This is a genomic window from Mycobacterium asiaticum (assembly GCF_001668675.1).
Lineage (GTDB): Bacteria > Actinomycetota > Actinomycetes > Mycobacteriales > Mycobacteriaceae > Mycobacterium > Mycobacterium asiaticum_D.
In genome coordinates this window covers 1-24,390 of sequence record NZ_LZKQ01000280.1, presented here as the reverse complement: position 1 = coordinate 24,390, position 24,390 = coordinate 1, and the positions used below count along the sequence as shown (strand labels likewise).

Sequence of the window (24,390 nt, the reverse complement as noted above, 5' to 3'; positions counted from 1 at the left end):
GCTGCAGTTCGCCTTGTTCTCCAGTCCTGAGCTGGGCCTGGCCGCCACCTACCTGCCGACCGGGATGACCGTGCCGCTGCTCGGCTACACCGTCCAGCCGCTCGCCGCCAGCCAGTACAACGTCAGCGTGGTGTTCGGCCAGTACGACTTCTTCGGCAACCCGCCCGACCGGCCGTGGAATCTTCCCGCGGTGGTGAATTCGGTGTTCGGCACGCTCTACCAGCACAACGCAGCGTCGGTGGCCGCGGTGTCGAACGCGGTGGAGATATCCAGCGCGACAAACTCTTTGGGCGGCACGGTCACCACCTACATGATTCCCTCGCCGACACTGCCCATGCTGCTGCCACTCGTCCAGCTCGGTGTTCCACAGCCGATCGTCAACGGCCTGAACGCGGTGCTGCAGCCCATCGTCAACGCCGGCTACTCCTCGCTGACACCGGGTGCGGGACCCTATTTCTCCGGCGGATCGCTGGTCGGGTGGCCCATCACTTGACTCCTGATCGAACTATTGTTCGAATGAGGGCATGCGTTGGGCTGGTCAGGCGGTGGCGGTCAACGGCGCGCCGGTCGACGACGGGGCGCTGCCGGGGCTGCAGCGGATCGGTCTCGTGCGCAGCGTGCGGGTGCCGCAGTTCGAGGGCATGACCTTTCACGAGGTGTTGTGCAAGTCGGCGCTGAACAAGGTGCCCAACGCCGCCATGCTGCCGTTCCGGTACACCGTCAACGGTTACCGCGGCTGCTCACACGCCTGTCGGTACTGCTTCGCCCGGCCCACCCACGAATACCTGGACTTCGACCCCGGTGCCGACTTCGACAGCCAGGTCGTGGTCAAGACCAATGTCGTGGAGGTACTGCGCTGTGAACTGCGTCGGGCGTCCTGGCAGCGCGAGACCGTCGCGCTGGGTACCAACACCGACCCGTACCAGCGCGCGGAGGGGCGCTACGCACTGATGCCGGGCATCATCAGTGCGCTGGCCGGTTCGGGTACACCGATGTCGATCCTGACCAAGGGCACCCTGCTGCGCAGAGACCTACCGCTGATCACCGCAGCAGCGGAACAGGTGCCGTTGTCGGTGGCGGTGTCGCTGGCGGTTGGAGACCCGGAGCTGCACCGCGACGTCGAGCCGGGCACGCCGACACCGCAGGCCCGGTTGGCGCTCATCACCGCGATCCGCGACGCCGGCCTCGATTGCCACGTGATGGTGGCGCCGGTGCTTCCGCACCTGACCGACTCCGTCGAGCATCTCGATGGCCTGCTGAGCCAGATCGCCGCGGCGGGCGCCACCAGCGTCACTGTGTTCGGCCTGCATCTGCGCGGCACCACGCGCGGCTGGTTCATGGCGTGGCTGGCCCGCGCGCACCCCGACCTGGTCGCCACCTACCGCGAGCTGTACCGGCGCGGTGCCTATCTGCCGCCCGGCTACCGCGAGATGCTGCGGGAACGTGCCCAGCCGCTGGTGGCCAAGTACGGGCTCAAGGGCGACCACCGGCCGTTCTCGGCGGCCGTCGAAGTGGCGCGCTGCCCCGAGCCTGTCCAGGAAACGTTGTTTTAGCCGCGCGGTTTGGTGAGCGTGAATTCGTCCACCGCTCGCACCACCCCGTATGGGCCCTGCAGCACGTAGTACGTCGCCTTGATCGTCGTGTGGCCGCCGGGCGCACCCGGGTCGACGTCGAAAGCGACGAATCCATAAGGGTTTTCGCGGTCGCGAAACGCCGACCACGGCGCGTCCTCCAGCACGTAGATGGGCGGCTTGTGCCCGAGGGCGGCGTCGAAGTCACCGACACCGGTGATCACCCGGCACCGTAGGTCAGAAAAGAACAATCCGTTCGTCGGTTTGGACGTGCCGCCCCCGCCGATGACGACGTGCACGGTTCCCCGGGTCACGTCGATCACGTCGCTGCGGGTGTCGACGGGAATCGGCGTTCGGGTGTCGGTGCCCAGGGTGCCGCGCAGCGGATGTGAGCGCTCGTAGTGGTGTTCGTGTCCGCACAGCACCAGATCGACGTGGTGCTCGTCGAACAGCGGCAGCCACTCCTGGCGGATCCCGAGGTCGGCGCCGTTGGCCTGGGCGGTCGAGATAGCGGTCTGATGCATGCACACCACCACCCAGTCGATGCCCGGGTCGCGTCGCGCGGCAGCCAATTCACCAGCCAGCCAACGCTTTTGCTCGCTACCGGAGTAGCCGTGCACATACGAGTTGCCGGCATCCTGATAGGCCACATCGTCATTGTTGAGGCTGATCACCCGCACTGAGCCGGCGGTGAACGAATACCACAGCCCGCGCAACTCGGGGCTGGATCCCGAATCGGGCACCGAGAAGTAGGTCTGATAGGCGCCGTAACCGATGGGCCCATTGCCAAATTCGTTCTCGTGATTGCCCGCGGCCGGCATCCACGGCCGGTACCGCGCCGAGCGGCTGTTGTTGGCGAACCAATCCGACCAGGTGCGGATCCGGTCCTGGGCGAGGTTGGCGTAGCACAGGTCGCCGTTGACCAGATTGAACAGCGGCGCCATCCGCTCGATCGCCATGGTGGTATCACCGGCCGCGGGCGAGCCGATGTGGTCGTTGAGGTACTTGCCGTCGGTCAGCTTGCTCAGGGTGGGGGTCGACTGGTCGCCGAAGCTGGTGAAGCGGAAGGGTTTTCGGCCTGCCGGTGCGGTTCGCGCGGTGCCCAGCTCGGGGTGGGCGCCGTCGTGCACGGCGGCGTAGACGTAGTCGGTGTCCGGGCTGAGCCCGCTGAGCCGGGCGTGGTTGACGCGAACCTCGGTGTTGGATTTGGCGTCCCGGTAGGTACGGGTCTCGGCCGCGACGGTGCTACCGAAGCCGGATGTCGGGGTGCCCAGCATCACCCGCGGGTCGCGGACGGCGTCCGTGGTGTGCCAGGAGACCACTAGTTCGGTGCTCGCGTCGCGGCCGAACTGCAGATGCAGCCCACCGACCGGCGGGGTGCCGGAGACATCGGGCCGTGACCAGATGTCCGGGGCGCGCGACCTGAGCAGCGCGGCTCCGCCCACTCCTGCGCCCACACCGAGGACACCGGCCGCCGTGCCGGTCGCCAGCAGGGTGCGACGGCTCACCCCGCCCGGTGGCCGGTCGGTCGCCTGTTCTGGCTCCTGGCTCATGGGTGCTTCATACCCGAACCGGGTGAACGCCGGCACAACTTCGGCCGCGACCTAATGCCGGTGCGGCTCCAGCAGAGCCGCCTGGCCGACCGTCGGCGGGTTGGCGGCCAGCCATTCCCTGGTTGCGGCCTCCGACCGTTCGATCAACTCGGGCGCGTGCGAAAAGTCCAGGCCGGAGATGGAGAGCGGGCACAACGGCCGGATAACGCGCAGGTCGTACTGGGTTTCGAAGCGGGCGATATCGACTGCGAGCCGGTGATTCAAGGCGATGGTCATCGCGTGCAGCGCCATGTTGGCCGCCGACTTGGGCGCGGCAGGCAAGTCGCAGGAGTACCCGGTGGGCAGCACCCAGATCTGGTCGGCCCCCAGCGCGATCGCATGGGAGACCGGCGTGTTGTTCACCACGCCGCCGTCCATCAGGTCACGACCGTCGATGCGCACCGGCGGAAAGATCCCCGGGATCGCGGCACTGGCGGCGATGGCGTCTACGGCGTCGCCCGACGACAACAGCACATCGGTGCCCGAAATCACATCCGTCGCCACCACATGCAGGGGGGTCGGTGCGTTCTCGAGTCGGGTGAACTCCAACTTCTCCGCCAGCAGGGCGCGCAGACCGGTGTTGGGCACCAGATGGGTACGGCGGCCGAACATGCCGAGCGCTCCGGCGATAGGGCGGGCCGGGAAGATCTGTTTGCGTGACAGCGAGATCCACAGATCCGCCAGCCCGCGGACGCCGGCGCTGTCGGACCGGGATGCCAGCCAACCGCCGTTGACCGCCCCGACGGACGTGCCGACGATCAGCTCGGGTGCGATCCCCGCGTCGGCCAGGGCAAGCAGCATCCCGGCGTGGATCGCGCCGAGACTCGCACCCCCGGACAACACGAATGCTGTGGGCACAGCTGCATGTTAGGCGCCGGGACGTTCGCAGAAAATGGCCGAAGTAACGAATCGGGTAGCTTTTCCGATATGACCAACGTGCGAATAGTGGCGAGCGCGGCCGCGCTGGCGGTTGCGGGAATGTACGGGATTCTTGCCCCGGTGACCGCACATGCGGACCCTGCCGGTCACCAGGTGACCTACACGATCACCAGCACCGGCAATCTCACCGGCAGTGTGCGGTACATGAACAGCGATCCGCCCAGCCAGGCGGCCTTCGACGCCAACTCGGCACAGTTCATGAGCACCGCGGGAACGACGTTCAGCGCGGGGGAGCCGGTGGTCTACAACGCCACCCTGGCCAACCCGAATCAGTGGGCCTTCGTCGCCGCAAGTGGGTCGTGCCGCTGGCCGGACTGCAGCTCGGGAAACATTGCCGAGTTGCAATGCGAGATCGCGGTGGACGGCCAGGTCGTGGTGACGCAGAAGGCCACTACCGCGGTGACCTGTGCGACGCGACCCTGGTAACCGCTTAACGGGAGTCGTTCTGCGTGACGACGACGACCTCGGCCGGGCCGGTGCCGACCGTCCGAAGCTTATGACTGACTGACGCGTCGAAGTAGGCGCTGTCACCGGTGTCCAGCGTGATGGTTTGGTCGCCGTAGTCGAGCTCCACCGTTCCGGTATGGACGAACACGAATTCCTGGCCCGTGTGTTCGGCATGGGGCAGGTCGGAGTGCGCTCCGCTGGGTCGAACCACGAACGGCGACATGGACTTTCCCAGCATGCTCGGCGCCAGCGCGCGGTAGCGGTCATGCCAGGCGTCGGCGGCGCGGTCGACGGTGATCTTCTCCGCGCCGGCCTCCTCAGAGAACAGCCGCCCGACGTCGACGTCGAGTGCCCGCGCGACCTTGAGCGCGACCGCGATCGACGGCGTGCTGTGACCGCGTTCGATCTTGGACAGGTAGCTCTTGGTCAGCCCGGTCTGTTCGGCGAGACGCTCCAGCGTCAGACCGCGCTGCCGGCGGACCGCCCGCAATAGTGCCGTCATCGGCGGACCCTCCCTGATGACACAAAGTTTCCTGTTGGGTACAGTGTGTCACATGGCGACGACTTTCACCCACTCCAAATTCGAGCTGATGCGGCGGGCCCAGGATCGGCTGACGGCCCAGGAAGTCGAGTCGGGCCTGACCACCCGGCAAAAGCTGGCGCTGACGTGTCGTGCCCTGTTCGATGCGGGTCACGATTCCGGGCTGGCGGGACAGATCACCGCACGCGCCGAGGAGGCCGGCACCTACTACACCCAGCGGCTCGGGCTGGGCTTCGACGAGATCACCGAAGACAACCTGCTGCTCGTCGACGAGGACCTCAACGTCCTGCAGGGCGACGGAATGGCCAACCCCGCCAACCGCTTTCACAGCTGGATCTACCGCGCGCGCCCGGACGTGCAATGCATCGTGCACACCCATCCCTTCCACGTGGCGGCGCTGTCCATGCTCGAGGTGCCGCTGGTCGTCTCGCACATGGACACCACGCCGCTCTACGACGACTGCGCATTCCTGGCCAACTGGCCGGGCGTGCCGGTGGGCAACGAAGAGGGTGAGATCATCACCGCCGCCCTCGGTGACAAGAGGGCGGCACTGCTGGCGCATCACGGTCAGGTGGTGGCCGGTGCCAGCATCGAGGAAGCCTGCTCGCTGGCGGTGCTGATTGAGCGGGCCGCCAAACTGCAACTCGCCGCGATGGCCGCCGGCACGGTCAAAGAGCTGCCGGAGAACTTGGCCCGCGAGGCCCACGACTGGACGTTGACACCCGCGCGCAGCCGGGCCAACTTCGCCTACTACGCCCGCCGCGCCCTGGTCCGCCACCCCGACGCCATCACCATCGAGGAGTCCGCCCGTGTCTGACACACCGAAGATCCACGGCATCATCGCCTACCCGGTGACGCCGTTCTCCGCCGACGGCATCGACACCGAACGGCATGGCCGTCTCGTCGAGCGGTTGGTGTCCGCGGGGGTGCACGCGATCGCTCCGCTGGGCAGCACCGGCGAGCTCGCCTACCTTGACGAGGCCGAGTTCGACGCCGTCGTCGACGCCACCATCGCCACCGTCAACGGCCGGGTGCCCGTCATCGTCGGCGTCTCGGATGTCACCACCGCCCGGACAATTCGGCGCGCGCAGTACGCGCAGCAGGCGGGCGCGGACGCGGTCATGATTCTTCCGGTCTCCTACTGGAAGCTCACCGATCGCGAGATCGCCCAGCACTACCGCAGCATCGGCGCGTCGATCGACATCCCGATCATGGCCTACAACAACCCGGCCACCAGCGGCGTGGACATGAGCCCGGAACTGCTGGTCTCGATGTTCGGCGACATCGACAACCTCACCATGGTCAAAGAATCCACCGGCGACCTGTCCCGGATGCAACGCATCGCCGAGCTCAGCGAGGGCCGGCTGCCGTTCTACAACGGCAGCAACCCGTTGGTGCTGGACGCGCTGAAGGTCGGCGCCGCCGGATGGTGCACGGCCGCACCGAATTTGCGGGCTCAGCCGTGTATCGACCTGTATCAGGCGGTCCGCGCCGGCGACCTGGAGAAGGCCCAGCTTCGCTACGACGACCTCAAACCGTTGCTGCAGTTCATCGTGGCGGGGGGACTGCCGACGACGGTGAAGGCGGGCCTGGAGCTGCTCGGTGTGCCGGCCGGTGATCCCCGGGCGCCGCTGCTGCCGCTCGACGAGTCCGGCCGTAGTGAGTTGCGGGAGCTATTGAAGGGTGCGTGAAACCGACTAGCCCAGGTCGTTGGTCTTGAAGGTGTCGCACTTGTTCGGGTCACCACTCTGGTACCCGGTGGTGAACCACTTCTGGCGCTGCGCCGATGAGCCGTGGGTCCAGGATTCGGGGTTGGTGCGCCCGTTCACCTGCTCCTGAATGCGGTCGTCGCCCACGGCGGCCGCCGCCGACAAGGCGTCCTGAATATCCTTGTCGCTCAATGGTTCCAAGAACGGCGCACCGGTGCTCTCCTGCTTGACGGTGGAGGCGTAGTGGGCCCACACCCCGGCATAACAGTCGGCCTGCAACTCGGTCCGCACACCGCTGCCGGTGGCCCCCTTCGCCCCGGACTGGGCGCGGCCCAGTACGCCCAACAGGTTCTGCACGTGGTGGCCGTACTCGTGGGCCACCACATACTCCTCGGCGAAAGGTCCACCACTGGAACCGAATTGGGTGACCAGCACCTGGAAGAAGTCGGTGTCGAAGTAAGCTGTCTTGTCCACCGGGCAATAGAACGGGCCGACGTCACTACTGGCCGGGCCGCACCCGGTGCTCACCGATCCGCTGAACAGCCGCAGATGGGGTCGCGTGTAGTCGGGCATCAACTGCTTCCACACCGCGTCCAGCGAGTTGCTGGTGGCGACCACGCGGCACTGCACATACTTGTTGGCGTCCGCCCCGGTCTTGCACCGGCTCAGGTCGAAGCCGGGTGCGACGTCTTCGCGGGTGTCCAGCGGCTGCTGGCTGACCACGCCGCCGGGGTCGACGCCGAGCAGCATGGCGACCACCACGAGCAGCAGGCCGCCGATGCCGCCGCCGATGGCCATCCGGCCCATCCCGCCGCCGCCGGAGGATGTCGCGCTGCTGGTGTCGATCTGCATACCCTCGTTGAAGGTCATTGCATGCTCCCCATTCTCACGGCGAACCCAGCCTAACGCTGTTGTGCTGCGGCGAATCGAGTGTCGGTATACCCGCGCAGATTGCGCAGGAATCGCCGCAGGGCCAGGTTGAGCAGCGGCCTGAAGACCACCATGCCCAGTCCCGCGCCGCGCGCGGGTTTCTGGGCCATCGTCCAGGTCAGTCGGCAACCGCCCGGAATGACCTCGACCCGGTAATCCTCGGCGAACGCGGCGACCGCCTTCGTCGAACACTCGTTGAAGCGAAAAGCCATGTGCGTGAACGGTTCCCAGGCGATGAACTCTTCGTCGCCGACCATGCCGCCGCGCATCTCGACGACGCGGGTGGTGCCGATGCCGCGCGGCTCGGGACTGGTCCAGGTCACTTTCGTGATCACCTTGGCCCACCGCGGCCACGACTCGGCGTCGGCGAGCACCTCGAACAGCTGCTCAGGGGTGATGGCGAGGTCGACGCTGTTGCGGAACCGGAAAGGCGCGTTGTCGATGAAGGCCAGGTCCACGCGCTCGCACGGGTGCATGGCTCACCCTAACCGGGGCCGTCGCTGGCCGCGGCCAGCAGTGGCACCAGCACGTCGCTGATCGGGGTGGCCAGGCCGTGCGCCCGGGCCTTGCGGATGACGACGCCGTTGCGCAGGTCCCATTCGAGGCGGCGGTGGGCCTCCCGGTCGGTCAGGATCGAGGTGGTCATGTCCTCGGGCGCGGCCCGGAACAGGTTGACCAGGTCCTCGATCACGTCGTCGCCCAGCTCGGCGCCCTCGGCACGGGCCACCGTCAGGCACTCGGCGACGTAGCGGCGGGACAGTTGCGCGACGTCGTCGCGGCGGAACATTCCCGAGCGGCGCCCGGTCAGCGCCATGAACCCGGCCAGCGCGTTGACCACCAATTTGCGCCAGGTCGCGGTGGTGAAGTCGGCGTCGCAGTCCACCACACACCCCGCGCCGCGCAGCAGCTCGGCGAGCGTCTCCGCCGCCGGCCCGGTCGGCAGTTTCAGCACCGCTGAGCCGCGCAGCCGCACCCAGCCCTCGGGCTGGGTCTCGGCGGAGAACCACACACTGCTCGGAACCACCGCCGAGGACGGACACAGCGGTTGCACCTGCTCGACCTGTTCCACCCCGTTCTGCAGGACGGCCACCACCGTGTGTTCGTCGCACAGTCGCGCCAGCCAGCCGCGGGCCTGCTCGTTGTGGGTGGCTTTCACGGCCAGGATCAGCACGTCGACCGGTCCGCTGACCTCCGCCGGGTCGGTATGCACCGGCCCAGGCACCACAATGGGTTGCCCGTCGTCGGGACGCAGTTCGACGCCGGACCGGCGCCGGTGGCCGCACAACAGGACCCGGTGACCGGCGGCGTGCAGCAGCGCTGCAATCGTCGTGCCGACCGCACCGGGCCCCACGAGAGCGATGTTTGTCGGATGCGTTGCGATGCAGCCAACGTACTGGGTCCGGACCGGCCCTCTAGACTGAGCAGTCGTTCTCGCCCTGGATAAAGGAGTATTTGTGCTGCGCAGCCACGCCGCAGGTTCGCTACGCGATGGTGATGCCGGGCAGCAGGTCACGCTGGCCGGCTGGGTGGCGCGCCGCCGCGATCACGGCGGCGTCATCTTCATCGACCTGCGGGATGCCTCCGGTGTCGCACAGGTGGTGTTCCGGCAACCGGAGGTGCTGGCGCAGGCGCACCGGCTGCGCGCCGAGTTCTGCGTGGCGGTCACCGGCGTCGTGGAGATCCGCCCGGAGGGCAACGCCAACCCTGAGATCGCGACGGGTGAGATCGAGGTCAACGCCACCACGCTGACGGTGCTGGGGGAGTGCGCGCCGCTGCCGTTCCAGCTCGACGAGCCCGCCGGCGAGGAACTTCGGCTCAAGTACCGCTACCTCGACCTGCGCCGTGATGGCCCCGGCGCCGCTATCCGGCTGCGGTCCAAGGTGAATGCCGCCGCCCGCGAGGTGCTGGCGCGCCACGACTTCGTCGAGGTCGAAACCCCGACGATCACCCGCTCGACCCCGGAAGGCGCGCGTGACTTCCTGGTGCCGGCGCGACTGCGGCCAGGCACCTTCTATGCGCTGCCGCAGAGCCCGCAGCTGTTCAAGCAGCTGCTGATGGTGGCCGGGATGGAGCGCTACTACCAGATCGCGCGCTGCTATCGCGACGAGGACTTCCGTGCCGACCGTCAGCCGGAATTCACTCAGCTCGACATGGAGCTCAGCTTCGTCGACGTCGAGGACATCATCGCGATCTCCGAGGAGATCCTGTCGGCGCTGTGGGCGCTGATCGGTTACCGGATCCCGACCCCGATCCCGCGGATGACCTACGCCGACGCGATGCGCCGATTCGGTTCCGACAAACCCGATCTGCGGTTCGGGCTGGAGCTTGTCGAATGCACGGAGTTCTTCTCCGACACCACCTTCCGGGTGTTCCAGGCACCCTATGTCGGTGCCGTGGTGATGCCCGGCGGGGCCTCGCAGCCGCGCCGCACCCTGGACGGTTGGCAGGAATGGGCCAAGCAGCGCGGGCACCGCGGGCTGGCATACGTGTTGGTCGGCGACGACGGCACCCTGGCCGGCCCAGTGGCCAAGAACCTGTCCGACGCCGAACGCGACGGATTGGCCGCACACGTCGGCGCGAGTCCGGGGGACTGCATCTTCTTCTCGGCCGGTCCGGTGAAGTCGTCGCGCGCGTTGTTGGGGGCGGCGCGCATCGAGATCGCACATCGGCTGGGGCTGATCGATCCGACCGCATGGGCGTTCGTGTGGGTGGTGGACCCGCCACTGTTCGAGCCCGCCGACGACGCGACGGCCGCCGGCGACGTGGCCGTCGGCTCCGGAGCCTGGACCGCGGTGCACCACGCGTTCACCTCGCCCAAACCCGAGTACCACGACAGCATCGAGTCCGATCCCGGTGGCGCGCTCGCCGACGCCTACGACATCGTCTGCAACGGCAACGAGATCGGCGGCGGTTCAATCCGTATCCACCGCCGCGATATCCAGGAACGGGTGTTCGCGGTGATGGGTCTGGACAAGGCCGAGGCCGAGGAGAAATTCGGATTCCTGTTGGAAGCTTTCACTTTCGGCGCTCCGCCGCATGGTGGCATCGCGTTTGGCTGGGACCGGATCAACGCGCTGCTGGCCGGTTTCGATTCGATCCGTGAGGTGATCGCGTTCCCGAAGACGGGCGGCGGTGTCGATCCGCTCACCGATGCGCCCGCGCCGATCACCGCTCAGCAGCGCAAAGAATCGGGAATAGACGCGAAGCCGAAGCCTGTTGACGGGGCATGAGTTCCCACGGCATGCCTGATACCGAGACGGTCAAAGCGTTCAACCAGCAGATCGCCGAGGAGTTCCGCGCCAACCAGGGCAAGGTCGGCGGCCCGTTCGAGAACTCCGACATATTGCTGCTCACCACGACCGGCGCCAAGTCGGGCCAGCCCCGGCTTTCCCCGCTGGCCTATTTCCGCGTCGACGGCAAGCTGATCATCATCGGATCCTTCGCCGGCGCGGACTTCCACCCGGGTTGGGTGCACAACCTGCGGGCCAACCCGCAGGCCCACATCGAGGTCGGTACCGACGCCTTCGACGTGACAGCGCGGGAGCTACCGCCCGCCGAGCGCGAGGAGATCTTCCCCAAGATCGTCGCCGCGGCGCCCGGCTTCGCCGAGTACCAGGCCAAGACCAGCAGGGTCATCCCGCTGTTCGAGTTGCAGCGCAACTGACACCGGCGAGCGTCTCCGTATTGTCGCCGCTGCTGCGGTAAGTAAGCGGTATGGGTGTTTCGCTCCTCACCAGGACTGCCGGAACCGGTACCGCGGCCCTGCGCCGGCTGCGCAGCGTGTTGTTCCCCATTACGCAGACGGCGACGGCGTCCGGCCTCGCCTGGTACTTGGCGCACGACGTGGTCGGGCATCGTCAACCGTTCTTCGCGCCGATCGCCGCGGCGGTCTGCCTGTCGGCCAGCGATGTGCTGCGCACGCAACGCGCCGTTCAGATGATCATCGGGGTCACCTTCGGGATCGCCCTGGGTGCGGCGGTGCAGACCCTGCTGGGCACCGGGGCGATCGCCATCGGCGTCGCGGTGCTGATCTCGTTGTGCGGCGCGGTGCTGATCGGGCACGGATACATCGCCCAGGGACTGATGTTCTTCAACCAGATCACCGTCTCGGCGACGCTGGTGATCGCGGTGTCGCGCAGCGGTGACGTGATCGATCGCTTGCTGGACACGCTGATCGGCGGCGGCCTTGCCATCACGTTTGCCGCGCTGTTGTTTCCCGGCAATCCGCTCAAAGTGCTTCACAATGCCCGCGTCGGACTGTTGGCCGCTGTCCACAATGTCCTGGTCCACTCGGCCGATGCGGTCGGTGGCCGCGTCCCAGAGCCGGGCTGGCCGCTACCGGACGTGGAGCGGGTCAACCAGCAGCTGGGCCTGCTCATGCAGGCCCGGGTGTCGGCCCGGCAGACGCTGGCCGCCCCCCGGCGCTGGAGCGTGCGGGAGCGGGCCCGGATTGCCGAGCAGCAGACCGCGCACGTGGCCGTTCTCGCCGGGTCGGCGCTGCACCTGGCGCGCGTCGCCACGGCCGCCATCGGCGGACCGCTGCCGGACGCCCTGCCCGAGGCCGTCGGCGAACTCGCGGCCGGGGTCGCCCTCGCCGAAACCGACCTCGCCGGGGCCGCCGAACACGTGGCCGCCGCTCGTCGCGCCGCGTCGAGTCTGGCGTCGGCAGCCCGGGGCGGACGGGATTGGGCACTGGCCGAGGGGGTACAGACGTGTGTCGACGACTTGCAAAGGGTGATCGACCTCGGGCAGTGAACCGCCGCGCCCGATTAGATGAAGGGTGTGAGCACCTCGCTGCGTGATCGGGTTGCCGTTGGCGCGGTGGCGGCCGCGCACCGGCTGCGCGCCGCGCTGTGGCCGATCGCCCAGACCTCGGTGGCGGCCGGGCTGGCGTGGTATCTCACCCATGACGTGCTGCACCATCCGCAGCCGTTTTTCGCGCCCATCTCCGCGGTGGTGTGCATGTCGGCCAGCAACGTGCTGCGGGCTCGGCGCGCCGGGCAGATGATCGTCGGGGTCACCCTGGGGATCGTGCTCGGCGCCGCCGTGCAGGTGATGCTGGGAACCGACGGCCTGGCGTTCACGGTGGCCGTTTTCGTGGCGCTGGGTGTCGCGGTGCTGATCGGCACGGGGTTCATCGCCCAAGGCGGCATGTTCGTCAATCAGACCGCGGTATCGGCGACGCTGGTGCTGGCGTTCGCGCACAGCGCGGGTGTCGTGGGTGAGCGGCTCTTCGACGCGCTGGTCGGCGGCGGGCTGGCGCTGGTGTTCAGCATCGTGCTGTTTCCGGCGAACCCGCTGACCCTGTTGGGCAGCGCGCGAGCGGGCGTGATGAATGCGCTGCACGACACCCTCGTGGAGATCAACGGCGTGACCGCCGACCCGGAGCGCGTCGCGGCGGACTGGCCACTGAGCTGCGTCGACCGGCTCCACAACCAGTTGGGCGGGCTGATCGAAGCCCGCAGCACGGCCAGGCTGATCGTGCGTAGGGCCCCGTTGCGGATCGGGATGCGGCAGACCATCGCCGCGGTGGACTACCAGGCCGCCCGGTTGGGCCTGTTCGCCAGCGCCGTGCTGCAGCTGGCCCGCACCATCACGCCGCCGGTCGCGACGTGGCTGGCCGAGCCGCTGCGCGGCGCGGTGGGCGAGCTCGCGCATGCGACGTCGGCGGCGGATACCGATGAGGCGACCGCGTGTGCCCATACCGCGGCCGCGCGCGACCATGCCGCCAGTTTGGCGGCGGCGGCCCGCAACCCGACCGAGGTAGTCCTTGCTGAAATCGTCCGGACCTGCGTCGACGATCTGCAAGCGGTTATTGACTGTCCGCGGGGCTGATGCTCGCTCGTTCCTCGAGGAATTCCTTGACCAGCCGTTTCGGCGCCTGCACCAGCCACGCCTCGATGATCAGTTCCTCGAGGTCGACGACGTTGATTTCGGCCAGCCGGACCAGCACCGCGGCATAGCCGTCGAAATGCGGAGTGGTGAAGTACACCTCGGGCTGATCGGCGACCAGCGCCAGCTTCACCCCTTCATCGGACACCCGGACGCCCAGGATGTCGCCGCCGGGCGGCTCCACCCCGGCTCGCATCAACGCCTCGCGGTCGGAGGCGCGCAGCGGCCGCTCCCACGCCATCAGCTTCTTGCCGACCCGCCAGTCACGCGGTGCGTGCTCGACGGTCAGTGGCAGTTCAGCGACGATGCGGGCGACGTCGGCCCAGGTAGCCACGTTTTTGATTGTGCGCCCGACCGCCCGGTTTCGGAACGCCTATCGGTGAACTATCCGACGGCTTGTGGCGATTGCTGGGTTTGTGAGGTCGCGGGGGTCGCGGGCGCCTGGCGGAGCCACTCGAGCAGCTTGTCGTAAACCTGCGGGTGGTTGAGCAGGTCGAAGTGGTTGAGACCGGTGAGGGTGAGCCCGTGCGCGGCGTCGAACGGGATTTTGCGGGCCCGTCCACGGCCGGCGGCGCTCTTGGGGCGGACCAGGTGATCGCCCACCAGCAGGCCCAACGCGCGGGGGGCGGCGGTGGTGGAGACGAAGTGGTAGACCGCCTCGGGCAGGAAGGGCACCTCGCCGCAACGGTCCCGCAGCACCTCATCCGGGTCGCGGTCTTGCCAGTCCTCGTCCAGCAGCGCGCCGTAACGCAAATCCTTCACACCGGAGCTGCGCGTGTTGAGGAACTGTGCGATGCCGCGGGTCTCGGGCAGTTTCGCCAATGCCCACGAGGCGAGGTTGACGCCTTTTTCCAGGTCGGCGCCCAGATGCGGCGAGCCCAGGCACACCACGTGCCGCACGGCACGGGTCCAGGCGTGGTCGCGTTCCAGCCCATAGTGGCAGGCGCTGCGCGACACCAGACCGCCCATCGAATGCCCCACCAGCACTATTTCCTCCACCGGCGCCGGCCAGAGCGAGTGCACCCGGTCGAGCAGGTCGGCCAGTTCCTGACCGTTGTGCGAGATGTGGAAGCCGGTGTTGTACCGCAAGAAGATCGGCGTGTAACCCAGGTCCTTGCGCAGCCGCTTACCGTACGGGCGCAGCGGTTCTCCGGTGCGCGGGGCGCGCCACCAGGACCGTTCGGTCATGCACCAGCCGTGCACGAAGACCGCGATGCGTCCGGTGGCCTTCGGGAAAGCGGTCGCCAGCGACTCCGCCGTCACAGGGACGGGCTCGCCTTTGCGACGAATTTGCATGCTCAGCGCAAACTTGTTGTCCCGGTTGGCCAACTCGTCGCCGTAGATGCCGTTAACGGCGGCGATCGCTCCTGCGACCCGGGGATGCGCCTGAACGGAGTCGTCCTCGTCGTTGCTCAGCGTTCCCGCCGCCAGTGCGCCCGCCCCGTAAAGCGACCCGCGCACCGCGACGTCCACCGCGCGGTAGATGGACAGAGCGGTCACGTCGTGAACCACCTGAACTGGCTTGGACACCGGGCCTATCGAGTTGAACACCCGGCCGGCGATCCCGTGGTGCATGTCGCGGACCAGCGTCGTCAGCACGCGCGTGCCCTCGCCGGCCAGATCGGCCAGTGATCGGATCTCGTGTCCCTGCACGGTCAGCTCCTTTCTGCCTTTCAGTAAACAAGTGTTCCCCTTTTTCGCGTTGATTCTGCATCCAGGGCGCAAAAGTCCGAGACAGACGCGCCCTCCCCGCAGAGTCAACGCCTGGTAGTGCGCTTGGCAGTAGGTTTGATCGGTGCCCGCTGATTTTCTGGACACCAAGCGCTACCGAGTGACGCATCGCACCGAGTACCGCTACTCCGACGTCGTGACCAGCTCATATGGCCGCGGATTCCTCACCCCGCGCGACTCGCTGCGGCAGAAATGCGTCGCGCACCAGCTGATCATCGACCCGGCCCCGGCCGACAGCTCCACCAGCCGTGACACCTACGGCAACATCAGCTCGTATTTCCACGTCACCGAACCGCACCGCACGCTGACGATCACCAGCGACTCCATCGTCGACGTCGTCATGCAGGCGTCCAACCTGTACAACGCGGGGCCGGCCCTGCGACCGTGGGAAGAGGCCCGCCCCAGCGGTAGCCAGGGGGCGCTGGAGGTCGACTTCACGCTGGACCTCAACCCGCCGGAGATCACCGACGAGGTCCGCGAGTACGCCGCACCCAGTTTCGAGCCCGGACGCCCGTTGGTGGACGTGCTGCGCGACCTCTCGTCGCGCATCTTCCACGACTTCACCTACCGCTCGGGATCGACCACCGTTTCCACCCGTGTCAGTGAGGTTCTGACCGCCCGTGAGGGGGTATGCCAAGACTTCGCGCGGCTGGCGATCGCCTGCCTGCGCGCCAACGGTCTGGCGGCCTGCTACGTATCCGGGTATCTGGCCACCGACCCTCCGCCGGGAAAGGATCGGATGATAGGCATTGACGCGACCCACGCCTGGGCGTCGGTGTGGACGCCCCAGCAGCCGGGTCAGTTCGAGTGGCTGGGATTGGACCCCACCAATGACGCGCTGGTCGACGAGCGCTACATCGTCGTCGGACGCGGCCGCGACTACGCGGATGTGCCGCCGCTGCGCGGCATCATCTACACCAACTCCGAGCGCAGTGTGATCGACGTCGGCGTCGACGTCGTCCCGTTCGAAGGTGATGTGCTGCATGCGTGACTTCCACTGCCCTAACTGTGGCCAGCGCCTGGCCTTCGAGAACTCCGAGTGCCTGTCCTGCGGCAGTGCGCTGGGGTTCTCGCTGGACCAGATGTCGCTGCTGGTGATCGCCAAGCGCGACGAGGACAGCGACCACGCCGGCGCCGTACCCGCCAACGAATACCGGTTGTGCTCCAATCTGTACCTGGCCGAATGCAATTGGATTGTTCCGGTCGATCATCCCGGCGGCCTGTGCGAGTCATGCGCGTTGACGATCGAACGACCCAACGACCAGGACACCGTGGGTTTGGCCGAGTTCGCGCGTGCCGAGGCGGCCAAGCGGCGCCTGATCGCCGAGCTGAAGGAACTGAAGCTGCCGATCGTCGGGCGGGACGAGGACCCGGACTACGGGTTGGCCTTCCGCTTACTGTCCAGTGCCCACGAAAAAGTCTTCACCGGACACGAAAACGGTGTCATCACACTGGATCTGGCCGAGGGTGACGACGTGCACCGTGAGCAGTTGCGGGTGGAGATGGAAGAGCCGTACCGGACGCTGCTGGGGCACTTCCGGCACGAGGTCGGGCACTACTACTTCTACCGGCTGATCTCACCGTCGCAGCAGCACCTGGCCCGGTTCAACGAGCTGTTCGGCGATCCCGACGCCGACTACCAGGCGGCGCTGGACCGTCATTACAGCGAAGGCGCCCCCGACGGATGGCAGGAGACCTTCGTCTCGTCGTACGCCACCATGCACGCCGCCGAGGACTGGGCCGAGACGTTCGCGCACTACCTGCACATCCGCGACACCCTGGACACCTCGGCGTCCTGCGGCTTGGCCCCGGCGGCGGCGACGTTCGACCGACCGCCGGTGGGCCCCAGCGCGTTTGCCACGATCATCGAGATGTGGCTGCCGTTGTCGTGGTCGCTGAACATGGTGAACCGTTCGATGGGTCACGACGACCTGTATCCGTTCGTGTTGCCGCCTGCGGTGCTCGACAAGATGCAGTTCGTGCATGCGGTGATCGAGGAGACCACCGCCGCGGCCAACGCGGCCTGATCAGCTCGCCTCAGCTCGATCAGGCGGGCATCGTCCGGCGTTCGTCGGGACCCCACAGCGGCTGCATGCCGCTGGGTAGGGCCAGCTGTGTCGCGGTGATGACATCGGCCAGGTCGCGCAGCGCCGTGTGGATGGCACCGAGCAGCTCCGCCAATTCCTCGCGGCGTCCGGCGGTGATCTCTTCCAGCTCAGCGGGATCCGAGCGGCGCAGCCGGGTGCTCATCTCGTCGACCAATCGCTCCGGACGCGACGACCCCGACGAACCGGGCAGGTCCCTGAGGTTGGACCGCAACCGCTCCAACTGGAACAACAGTGAGCGCGGATTCTGCGCGTCGAACAGCATCAACTCGGTCACCGCGGCCACGCTGACCTTGCCCAGCGTGCGGCGCCGGTAGATCACCGAGGACTCGCAGGCCACCAGTGTCGACTCAACGATGGACTGCTCGGCGACGGTGCCGCGCACCCGGGTCAGGGTGTCGCCCAGCAGTGCGGTCAGCCACAGGCCGCGCTCGATGCGCTTGCCGATGTCCATCATGGTCCAGCCCACGTCGTGCACCATCGACTCGCCCGCCACCCCGGCCAGCGTCAGCATGCCGGCCAGCGCCTGCGACTGCGCGTTGGCGAGCAGGGCGTCGGCCTCGGCCAGTGATTGCGGCGGGTCGGACCGAAGAGCCACGGCCCGTTCGACATTGGCCAGCACCATCCAGGTGTCGTTGGACAGCTGGTCGCGCACCGCCCGCGCCGACAGCGCCAGCCCTTCCACCGACTGGATCAACGATCCCGGCCGGTCCAGGTCCACGGTCATCGACCACAGCATCGAGGGCGCTACGGCGATCATCTCGGCCGGGTCGTACTCGCCGTCGCTGGTTGCCCCGGTATCGGTGCCGGTGATCTTGCCCAGCGCGGCCATCAGGGCCGGCACGCACTCGCTTTCCTCGTTGTCCTGATGGTGCCGGTAGACGTGGTAGCGCTCCCGCGCCACGATCAGCAGCCGGGCCATGTTCTCCGCGCGCTCGCCGTAGCGACCCATCCAGAACAGGTCAGACAGCACCCTGGGCGAACTGACGCCCCAGGTTCCCGCTCCGGTCTTCACCGGTGCCGGCACCGACGGCAGCATCACTGTCTCGGTGATGGCCCGCTCCGTTGGACGTACCCAAATATCTTTTGCCGCAACGGTTTTCAACGTGTAGGCGGACGGCTCGGGCGCCAGTACGTAACCCAGGCCGCCGATCATCGGCGCGTAACCGCCGCGCTGTGCGACGGTGAACAACCGCATGCCGACACCGGCGGACGACAGCACACCGGCGTGGTCGGTGGGCGCCGAGGAGAAACTGGGCAGTTCCTGCCCCACCCATCGCCACGGCATGGCCTCGATCCGCCCCGCCAACTCGGTCAGCTGTGCGGACGAAAGCGACGGCCCCACCAGCGGCTCGCCGCCGTCCACCGGCTTGATCATCAGCGACGACAGGTTGGCCAGCAGGTGGGACCGCTCAGCGGCGATGCCGCCCCAGTACGTCGGGGCGCTGTGCAACAGCAGTTCCTCGCCGAGCAGTCGCTCGGCCAACTCGGGGAGAAACCTCAGCAGCCCAGGGCTTTCCAGGATGCCGCTGCCCAGGGTGTTGACCACCGTCACGGTGCCGCGGTGCAGCGCCTCGACCAGGCCGACCACCCCGAGCCGGGAGTCGGCGCGCAGGTCCAGCGGATCGGCGTAGAGCGCGTCGACGCGGCGCAGCACCACATCGACCTGTTTGAGGGTGCCCAGCGACCGCATCCACAGCTTGCCGTCGCGGACCACCAGATCGGCGCTCTCCACCATCGGAAAACCAAGCAGGCTGGCCAGATACGCCTGATCGAACGCCGTCTCGGAATAGATGCCGGGGCTGAGCACCACCACCACCGGGTCCTGCACCACGTCGGGGGCGGCATCGATCAAGCCCAGCCGAAGTGCTTGTGCGAACGGCGTATTCGGGCGCGGGGCGATGTGCTCGTAGAGGTCCGGGATCGCGTGCGCCAGCACCCGCCGGTCGGCCAGCGCGTACCCGGCGCCCGAGGGCGCCTGCGTCCAGTCGGCGTTCACCTGGAAGCTGCCGTCCGAACGCCGGCTGAGGTCGCAGCCGTGCATGAACAGCTGGTGATGCCCGGGGACCTTGATGCCGTTGGCGGAGCGCACATATCCGGGATGGGCGAACACCAGTTGCGCCGGAAGCAGCCCCTCGGTGAGCAGATTGCGCGGCCCGTACAGGTCGGCGAGCACGGCGTCCAGCACGCGCGACCGCTGGACCAGGCCGGCCTCCAGTGCCTCCCAGTCCGCGGCCGAAACCACCAGCGGCAGCGTGTCCAGCAACCACGGCCCGGGCTCGGGGGGCTGGACGTGGCCGTCGGGACCCCGCACGACCGGGCCATCCGAGACCCCGGTGTAGGTGATGCCGTCGTGGTCGATCAGGCTGTGCACGACCGAGCGCAGCCGGTCCAGCCCCGCCCGGCCGCGTTCGGCGATGACGTCGGCGAGTTCGTCCCAGCCGGGCCGGACGTTGCCCTCGGAGTCGACGAACTCGTCGTAGCCGCCGGCAGGCCCGTCCCGCAGGTCGAACAGGGCCTCTTGGGCGCGCGCGGTGCGGTATCCCGCCAACAGGCGGTCGACGTCGTACCGTTCCCCGGCGATCGCCGGCGAACCGCTCCCTAGTGCCATCGTTGCGCCAATCCCGTGCCGTCCCGAAACGTCACTGCTGCTGAACGGTACGCACCCGACGCAGGTCGAGGATGCCCGGCGCGCCGACATCGGTCAACAAACGCGCCTGTTTCTCCCGGAACGCGGCCAGGTCGAGCTTGCCCGAGGTGAAGCCGGTCGCCTCGAAGCGGCGGGCGCGGCGCGACTCGGCCTCCACGGCGTTGATGGGCGGCTGGTCGTAGGCGCGCCCGCCCGGATGCGCCACGTGGTAAGTGCAGCCGCCGCGCGAGGTTCCGGTGGTCAGGTCGATGAGTTCGAACTGCAATGGGACGTCGGTGGAGATGGTCGGGTGCAGCGCGCTCGGCGGCTGCCACGCCTTGAAACGCACACCGCCGACGTGGATGTCGGGGTTGTCGGTGGCCAGTAGCGGCACCGGGTAGCCGTTGCAGGTCACCGCGTAACGGTGCCGGTCGGCACCGATGATCCGGACCTGGACGCGCTCCACCGACGAATCGACGAAGCGGGCGGTGCCGGTGGCGGTGGACTCCTCGCCGAGGGTGTTCCACGGCTCGATGGCCCCGCGCAATTCGATCTCCACGCCGTCGAACACGGCGGTGCCGATGCGCGGGAAACGGAACTCGGTGAACGGGTCCAGCCAACTGGTCTCGAAACCGATGCCTTGCGCACGCAGGTCCGCCGCGACATCAGCGATATCGTGAATCAGGAAGTGCGGCAACAGGTATCGTCCGTGTAAGTTGGCGCCGTGACGGATCAGCGGGGCGCGCAGCGGCCGTTCCCAGAACCAAGCCACCAGCGAGCGCACCAGCAGCGACTGGACCATCGCCATCCGCAGGTGGGGTGGCATCTCGAAACCGCGCAGTTCCAACAGGCCCAGCCGGCCGCGCGGTCCCTCGGGACTGTAGAGCTTGTCGATGCAGAATTCCGCGCGGTGAGTATTGCCGGTGATGTCGGTGAGCAGGTGCCGCAACGCCCGATCGGTCACCCACGGTTGCGGCCGGCCGCCCCCGAAAGACGGTGACAGCCGGGCGATTTCGGCGAACGCGATCTCGAGTTCATAGAGCGCCTCGGCGCGGCCTTCGTCCACCCGGGGAGCCTGCGAGGTGGTGCCGACGAACCGCCCGGCGAACAGGTAGGACAGCGACGGATGCCGCTGCCAGTAGGTGAGCAGCGAGACCAGCAGGTCCGGGCGGCGCAGCAGTGGGGAGTCGGCGGGTGTGACGCCCCCGAGTGTGATGTGGTTGCCCCCGCCGGTGCCGCCGTGGGTGCCGTCGATGTCGAAAGACTCCGTGGAAAGCCGCGCCAGCCGGGCTTCCTCGTAGAGCGTCTCCAGCTGCCGGCGTTGTTCGTCGAAACTTGCCGTGGGCGCGACGTTTACCTCGATCACACCGGGGTCGGGGGTGACGGTCGTCGACGCCAGGCGCGGGTCCGGCGGCGGTGCGTAACCTTCGATGACGACCGGAGCATCGGCCTTGGTCACCGCGTTCTCGATGCGGTTGATGAGGTCGATGAAGTCTTCCAGCGCGCCGGTGGGCGGCAGGAAAATGTAGAGCAGCCCGTCGCGGACCTCGGCGACCAGCGCAGTGGTGGGTGCGTTCTGCGGGTCGACCAGGGTGGCGGCCTCGCCGGTGCCGGCGGGGTCCGGTGACTGGCCCGAACGCACGGTTCCCGGGTCGGCGTCGAACTGGGCCGGCGGGGGAGTCCAGCTGATCGCGTTGAGCGGCAGGCGCAGACCGGCCGGCGAATCACCCTCGGTGAGCACCAGACGCCCCCGGCGAAGTCGCCAGTCGGCGCTGGCCCAGCCGCTGCCGTCGTCGCGGCGGTGCAACGGCAACACGTAGGCCGACGGCGTGGTCACGGCCTCGTCGAGGCGGGCCAGCAGGGCGGTGCGGGCGGCGACGCTGTCGTCGTCGAGATCGTCACCGGGCGGCACCGGGTCGCCGTCGGGCAACCGCACCGCGGCCGCCAGCCGCAGCAGCGGGTCCTCGTAGGCCGGGCGGACCTGCGTCAGCGGTAGACCCAGGCTCTCGGCGATGCCGGCCAGCACTTTGTAGGCGGTCTCGTTGTCGGCCGCGGCGGCGTCGTCGTCGCGGCGCCAGGGATCGGCCAGCAGCGCGTCGTTGGTCCACAGCGGCCGCCCATCGGTCCGCCAGTAAAGGCCGATCTGCCAGCGCGGCAACGGTTCTCCGGGGTACCACTTGCCCTGGCTGCGCTGCACGAGGCCCTGCGGCGCCCACTGGGCCTTGAGCCGGGCGGCCAGCTCCGACGCCAGAATCCGCTTGTGCGGGCCATCGGCGGCGGTGCGCCACTCCGGGTCGACCTGATTGTCCACCGACACGAACGTCGGCTCGCCGCCGACCGTGAGCCGCACGTCGCCGGCGGTCAGGCGCTGGTCGACGTGCCGGCCGACCGTGCAAATCGCCTCCCACGCCTCGTCGGTGTAGGGCAGCGTGACGCGCGGGTCCTCATGAACCCGGGTGACGGTGTTGGAGAACTCGAGCGTCGAGGTGCAGGGGCCGGTGCTGCCGGTGATCGGTGCCGCCGACGACGGGTGTGGGGTGGCGGCCAGGGGGATATGGCCTTCGCCGGCAAACAATCCCGACGTCGGGTCCAGGCCGATCCAGCCCGCACCCGGGATGTACACCTCGGTCCACGCGTGCAGGTCGGTGAAGTCGGCGGCCGGCCCGGACGGCCCGTCCAAAGCCTTGACGTCGGACGCCAGTTGCACCAGGTAGCCCGACACGAACCGGGCGGCCAGACCGAGCTGGCGCAGGATCGACACCAGCAGCCAGGCCGAGTCCCGGCACGAGCCGACGCCGGTGCGCAGCGTGAAATCCGGTGTCTGGACGCCGGGCTCCATCCGCAGGCTGTAGGTGACATCGGCGTTGATGGCCCGGTTCAGGGCGACGAGGAAGTCGATGGTGCGGGTGCCCTCGGGCACGGAGAAGTTCTGCACCCACGCCTGAGCCAGGTCGCCCGGGCCCGAGCCGTCGCCGTCCTCGTCGACGGGCCGCATGAAGGGCTCCAGGTCATGGGCCAGCGCCTTGGGGTACAGAGCGCCGTTCTTGGGGGCCCAGATCTCGGCCCAGTCCTCGATGAAGAAGTCGAACGGGTTGATCACCTTGAGATCGGCGATCAGGCCGACGGTGATGGTCAGCTCCCGGGTCGGTTTGGGGAATACCAACCGCGCCAGGAAGTTACCGAGCGCGTCCTGTTGCCAGTTGATGAAGTGCTCGGCGGGGTCGACCCGCAGCGAATAGGCCTCGATCGGGGTGCGGGAATGAGGCGCCGGACGCAGCCGCACGACGTGCGGGTAAATCTGGACCAGCCGGTCAAAGGTGTAGCTGGTGCGGTGCTCCAGCGCAACTTTGATGCTCATAACCGCTGATCCCATCACAGAAGACTGCCGCCCGCAGCGCGCACCGATATCGGCTTGCGTTGCGGGCGGCAACTATTCGTCGGTCAGCCGCTCGTCGTGAACGGCTGGTCAGGCGTACTGCTGTCCCGGGTACTGTCCGGGCGGCGGACCGGCGGGGTAGCCGGGTTGTTGCTGGTTGTCCTCGACCACCTGCCCGCCGGTGAGCTTGCGGTAGGTGTAGACCTGGATCAACGAAGCGACGGGCAGGGCGGCGACCAGGCCGATGAAGCAGGCGATCTCACCGACCAGTACCACCGCGTACTGCACCAGCCAGGACAGCGCGCTGGGCCCCAGGTTGGCACGGACCGTCGCGAAGCTGGCCTTGATCGAGTCGACTGGCGACAACCCCTTGTCCACCACGAACGCGATCGCGAACTGCGCGAAGAAGGTGATGATCAGCGGTCCTACGAAGGTGCAGGAGGTCAGCACTGCGGCCAGGCCCAGCAGCAGCGTGGCGAGCAGCACGCCGCCCACATTGCGCGGCTTGAAGAACGTCCCGATGCTCACCGGCCTGCCGTCGGCGATCTCCAAGGCGCCGGTGACCAGCGCGGCCTGCATGTACATCGCCACGAAGAACGCGGCGACGTAGCCGATTGTCAACACGATGTAGCTGATCGCCGAGAAGCTCGAGGTCGAGGCTTCGTAGGCATAGCCGCTGCCGTAGTCGTACGTCGTCGTCGTGGTTTCCGAGGTCGCCATCGCGATACCGAACGGGATCCCGATGACCGCACCCAGCGCCACGAAATAGATCAGGGTGGGCACGGCCAGCGCGGCGATGTTCTGGGTGAACTTGGCCCACGCCCAGCCGAAGGCGTTGCCGACGCTGAAGTCGGAAACGGGTCCGCCACCGAAGCCCCCCGGATATCCGGGTGGGGGTGGGGGCGCTCCGCCCGGGCCGCCGTAGGGC

Annotated in this window: 22 protein-coding genes; 11 read left to right on the top strand and 11 right to left on the bottom strand. The window is 68.0% G+C overall.

Features of this window, described 5'->3' with window-relative positions:
• Together A9X01_RS23545 and A9X01_RS23540 are read left to right on the top strand one after the other, a co-directional pair.
• Positions 1-493 (top strand): PE-PPE domain-containing protein (locus A9X01_RS23545; protein WP_155772238.1); only part of this gene is annotated, 493 nt, incomplete at its 5' end.
• 31 nt (positions 494-524) lie between these two features.
• Positions 525-1,553: an Rv2578c family radical SAM protein gene (locus tag A9X01_RS23540; protein ID WP_065123035.1), complete on the top strand. Its 1,029-nt coding sequence runs from the start codon at positions 525-527 to the stop codon at positions 1,551-1,553.
• On the opposite strand, the gene A9X01_RS23535 is transcribed toward A9X01_RS23540, so the two are convergent.
• A complete protein-coding gene (locus A9X01_RS23535; protein ID WP_065123038.1) occupies positions 1,550-3,124 on the bottom strand; it encodes a purple acid phosphatase family protein in 1,575 nt (524 codons plus the stop codon). The genes A9X01_RS23540 and A9X01_RS23535 overlap by 4 nt on opposite strands.
• Before the next feature lie 51 nt (positions 3,125-3,175).
• Entirely contained in the window at positions 3,176-4,021 is an 846-nt protein-coding gene (locus A9X01_RS23530; protein ID WP_065123034.1) for a patatin-like phospholipase family protein, read from the bottom strand.
• 69 nt (positions 4,022-4,090) lie between these two features.
• On the opposite strand from A9X01_RS23530, the gene A9X01_RS23525 reads away from it, so the two are divergent.
• Complete coding sequence (locus A9X01_RS23525) at positions 4,091-4,528, top strand: Rv2576c family protein (RefSeq protein ID WP_065123033.1); 438 nt, start codon at positions 4,091-4,093, stop codon at positions 4,526-4,528.
• Between the two features lie 4 nt (positions 4,529-4,532).
• On the opposite strand, the gene A9X01_RS23520 is transcribed toward A9X01_RS23525, so the two are convergent.
• The gene (locus A9X01_RS23520) at positions 4,533-5,051 is read right to left on the bottom strand and encodes a helix-turn-helix domain-containing protein (RefSeq protein ID WP_065123032.1); all 519 of its coding nucleotides are present in this window, start codon (positions 5,049-5,051) and stop codon (positions 4,533-4,535) included.
• Between the two features lie 52 nt (positions 5,052-5,103).
• On the opposite strand from A9X01_RS23520, the gene A9X01_RS23515 reads away from it, so the two are divergent.
• Both A9X01_RS23515 and A9X01_RS23510 read left to right on the top strand, forming a co-directional pair.
• Complete coding sequence (locus A9X01_RS23515) at positions 5,104-5,907, top strand: aldolase (RefSeq protein ID WP_065123031.1); 804 nt, start codon at positions 5,104-5,106, stop codon at positions 5,905-5,907.
• Positions 5,900-6,781 carry a dihydrodipicolinate synthase family protein gene (locus tag A9X01_RS23510; RefSeq protein WP_065123030.1) on the top strand — a complete coding sequence of 294 codons (882 nt, stop codon included), beginning with the start codon at positions 5,900-5,902 and terminating at the stop codon, positions 6,779-6,781. The genes A9X01_RS23515 and A9X01_RS23510 overlap by 8 nt, the downstream gene beginning before the upstream one ends.
• 6 nt (positions 6,782-6,787) lie before the next feature.
• Here A9X01_RS23510 and ypfJ read toward each other — a convergent pair whose 3' ends face one another.
• Genes ypfJ through A9X01_RS23495 form a run of 3 tightly spaced genes read right to left on the bottom strand, consistent with a single transcriptional unit; the run spans position 6,788 to position 9,110 of the window.
• Positions 6,788-7,669: a KPN_02809 family neutral zinc metallopeptidase gene (gene ypfJ / locus A9X01_RS23505; protein ID WP_065123029.1), complete on the bottom strand. Its 882-nt coding sequence runs from the start codon at positions 7,667-7,669 to the stop codon at positions 6,788-6,790.
• 32 nt (positions 7,670-7,701) lie between these two features.
• Positions 7,702-8,205, bottom strand: a complete 504-nt coding sequence (locus A9X01_RS23500; RefSeq protein WP_065123028.1) for an SRPBCC family protein — start codon at positions 8,203-8,205, stop codon at positions 7,702-7,704.
• Positions 8,206-8,213: 8 nt separating this feature from the next.
• Entirely contained in the window at positions 8,214-9,110 is an 897-nt protein-coding gene (locus A9X01_RS23495) for an oxidoreductase (RefSeq protein ID WP_216638936.1), read from the bottom strand.
• A 55-nt stretch (positions 9,111-9,165) separates the two neighbouring features.
• On the opposite strand from A9X01_RS23495, the gene aspS reads away from it, so the two are divergent.
• Genes aspS through A9X01_RS23475 form a run of 4 tightly spaced genes read left to right on the top strand, consistent with a single transcriptional unit; the run spans position 9,166 to position 13,564 of the window.
• The gene (gene aspS, locus A9X01_RS23490; protein WP_172832592.1) at positions 9,166-10,959 is read left to right on the top strand and encodes an aspartate--tRNA ligase; all 1,794 of its coding nucleotides are present in this window, start codon (positions 9,166-9,168) and stop codon (positions 10,957-10,959) included.
• Positions 10,956-11,393: a nitroreductase family deazaflavin-dependent oxidoreductase gene (locus tag A9X01_RS23485; protein WP_065123026.1), complete on the top strand. Its 438-nt coding sequence runs from the start codon at positions 10,956-10,958 to the stop codon at positions 11,391-11,393. Before aspS ends, A9X01_RS23485 begins: the two co-directional genes overlap by 4 nt.
• A gap of 50 nt (positions 11,394-11,443) precedes the next feature.
• Positions 11,444-12,484, top strand: coding sequence for an FUSC family protein (locus A9X01_RS23480; protein WP_065123025.1), 1,041 nt, complete (start codon positions 11,444-11,446; stop codon positions 12,482-12,484).
• 27 nt (positions 12,485-12,511) lie between these two features.
• A complete protein-coding gene (locus tag A9X01_RS23475) occupies positions 12,512-13,564 on the top strand; it encodes an FUSC family protein (protein ID WP_155772237.1) in 1,053 nt (350 codons plus the stop codon).
• On the opposite strand, the gene A9X01_RS23470 is transcribed toward A9X01_RS23475, so the two are convergent.
• Positions 13,542-13,955, bottom strand: a complete 414-nt coding sequence (locus A9X01_RS23470) for an MmcQ/YjbR family DNA-binding protein (RefSeq protein WP_065123023.1) — start codon at positions 13,953-13,955, stop codon at positions 13,542-13,544. The two genes, A9X01_RS23475 and A9X01_RS23470, sit on opposite strands and share 23 nt — an antisense overlap.
• 50 nt (positions 13,956-14,005) lie before the next feature.
• The gene (locus A9X01_RS23465; RefSeq protein WP_081282576.1) at positions 14,006-15,274 is read right to left on the bottom strand and encodes an esterase/lipase family protein; all 1,269 of its coding nucleotides are present in this window, start codon (positions 15,272-15,274) and stop codon (positions 14,006-14,008) included.
• A 142-nt stretch (positions 15,275-15,416) separates the two neighbouring features.
• Between A9X01_RS23465 and A9X01_RS23460 the strand changes: the two genes are divergently transcribed.
• On the top strand, positions 15,417-16,343 hold the full coding sequence (locus A9X01_RS23460; RefSeq protein WP_065123022.1) for a transglutaminase family protein: 927 nt from the start codon (positions 15,417-15,419) through the stop codon (positions 16,341-16,343).
• Entirely contained in the window at positions 16,336-17,379 is a 1,044-nt protein-coding gene (locus A9X01_RS23455; RefSeq protein ID WP_065123021.1) for a zinc-binding metallopeptidase family protein, read from the top strand. The genes A9X01_RS23460 and A9X01_RS23455 overlap by 8 nt, the downstream gene beginning before the upstream one ends.
• Before the next feature lie 19 nt (positions 17,380-17,398).
• Here the strand turns inward: A9X01_RS23455 and A9X01_RS23450 are convergent, their stop codons facing one another.
• The 3 genes from A9X01_RS23450 to A9X01_RS30695 form a co-directional block, all read right to left on the bottom strand.
• Positions 17,399-20,068 carry a circularly permuted type 2 ATP-grasp protein gene (locus A9X01_RS23450; protein WP_065123020.1) on the bottom strand — a complete coding sequence of 890 codons (2,670 nt, stop codon included), beginning with the start codon at positions 20,066-20,068 and terminating at the stop codon, positions 17,399-17,401.
• Positions 20,069-20,099: 31 nt separating this feature from the next.
• The gene (locus tag A9X01_RS23445) at positions 20,100-23,444 is read right to left on the bottom strand and encodes a transglutaminase family protein (RefSeq protein ID WP_065123019.1); all 3,345 of its coding nucleotides are present in this window, start codon (positions 23,442-23,444) and stop codon (positions 20,100-20,102) included.
• A gap of 108 nt (positions 23,445-23,552) precedes the next feature.
• Positions 23,553-24,390, bottom strand: an 838-nt coding sequence (locus A9X01_RS30695; RefSeq protein WP_065123018.1) for a DUF2189 domain-containing protein, incomplete at its 5' end; no start/stop codon positions are given.

Excerpts from the sequence above, each read along its gene's own strand:
- A9X01_RS23540 (WP_065123035.1), top strand. The coding sequence starts at position 525 with ATGCGTTGGGCTGGTCAGGCGGTGGCGGTCAACGGCGCGCCGGTCGAC.
- A9X01_RS23535 (WP_065123038.1), bottom strand. The coding sequence starts at position 3,124 with ATGAGCCAGGAGCCAGAACAGGCGACCGACCGGCCACCGGGCGGGGTG.
- A9X01_RS23525 (WP_065123033.1), top strand. The coding sequence starts at position 4,091 with ATGACCAACGTGCGAATAGTGGCGAGCGCGGCCGCGCTGGCGGTTGCG.
- A9X01_RS23520 (WP_065123032.1), bottom strand. The coding sequence starts at position 5,051 with ATGACGGCACTATTGCGGGCGGTCCGCCGGCAGCGCGGTCTGACGCTG.
- A9X01_RS23515 (WP_065123031.1), top strand. The coding sequence starts at position 5,104 with ATGGCGACGACTTTCACCCACTCCAAATTCGAGCTGATGCGGCGGGCC.
- ypfJ (WP_065123029.1), bottom strand. The coding sequence starts at position 7,669 with ATGACCTTCAACGAGGGTATGCAGATCGACACCAGCAGCGCGACATCC.
- A9X01_RS23500 (WP_065123028.1), bottom strand. The coding sequence starts at position 8,205 with ATGCACCCGTGCGAGCGCGTGGACCTGGCCTTCATCGACAACGCGCCT.
- A9X01_RS23485 (WP_065123026.1), top strand. The coding sequence starts at position 10,956 with ATGAGTTCCCACGGCATGCCTGATACCGAGACGGTCAAAGCGTTCAAC.
- A9X01_RS23480 (WP_065123025.1), top strand. The coding sequence starts at position 11,444 with ATGGGTGTTTCGCTCCTCACCAGGACTGCCGGAACCGGTACCGCGGCC.
- A9X01_RS23455 (WP_065123021.1), top strand. The coding sequence starts at position 16,336 with ATGCGTGACTTCCACTGCCCTAACTGTGGCCAGCGCCTGGCCTTCGAG.
- A9X01_RS23450 (WP_065123020.1), bottom strand. The coding sequence starts at position 20,068 with ATGGCACTAGGGAGCGGTTCGCCGGCGATCGCCGGGGAACGGTACGAC.
- A9X01_RS23445 (WP_065123019.1), bottom strand. The coding sequence starts at position 23,444 with ATGAGCATCAAAGTTGCGCTGGAGCACCGCACCAGCTACACCTTTGAC.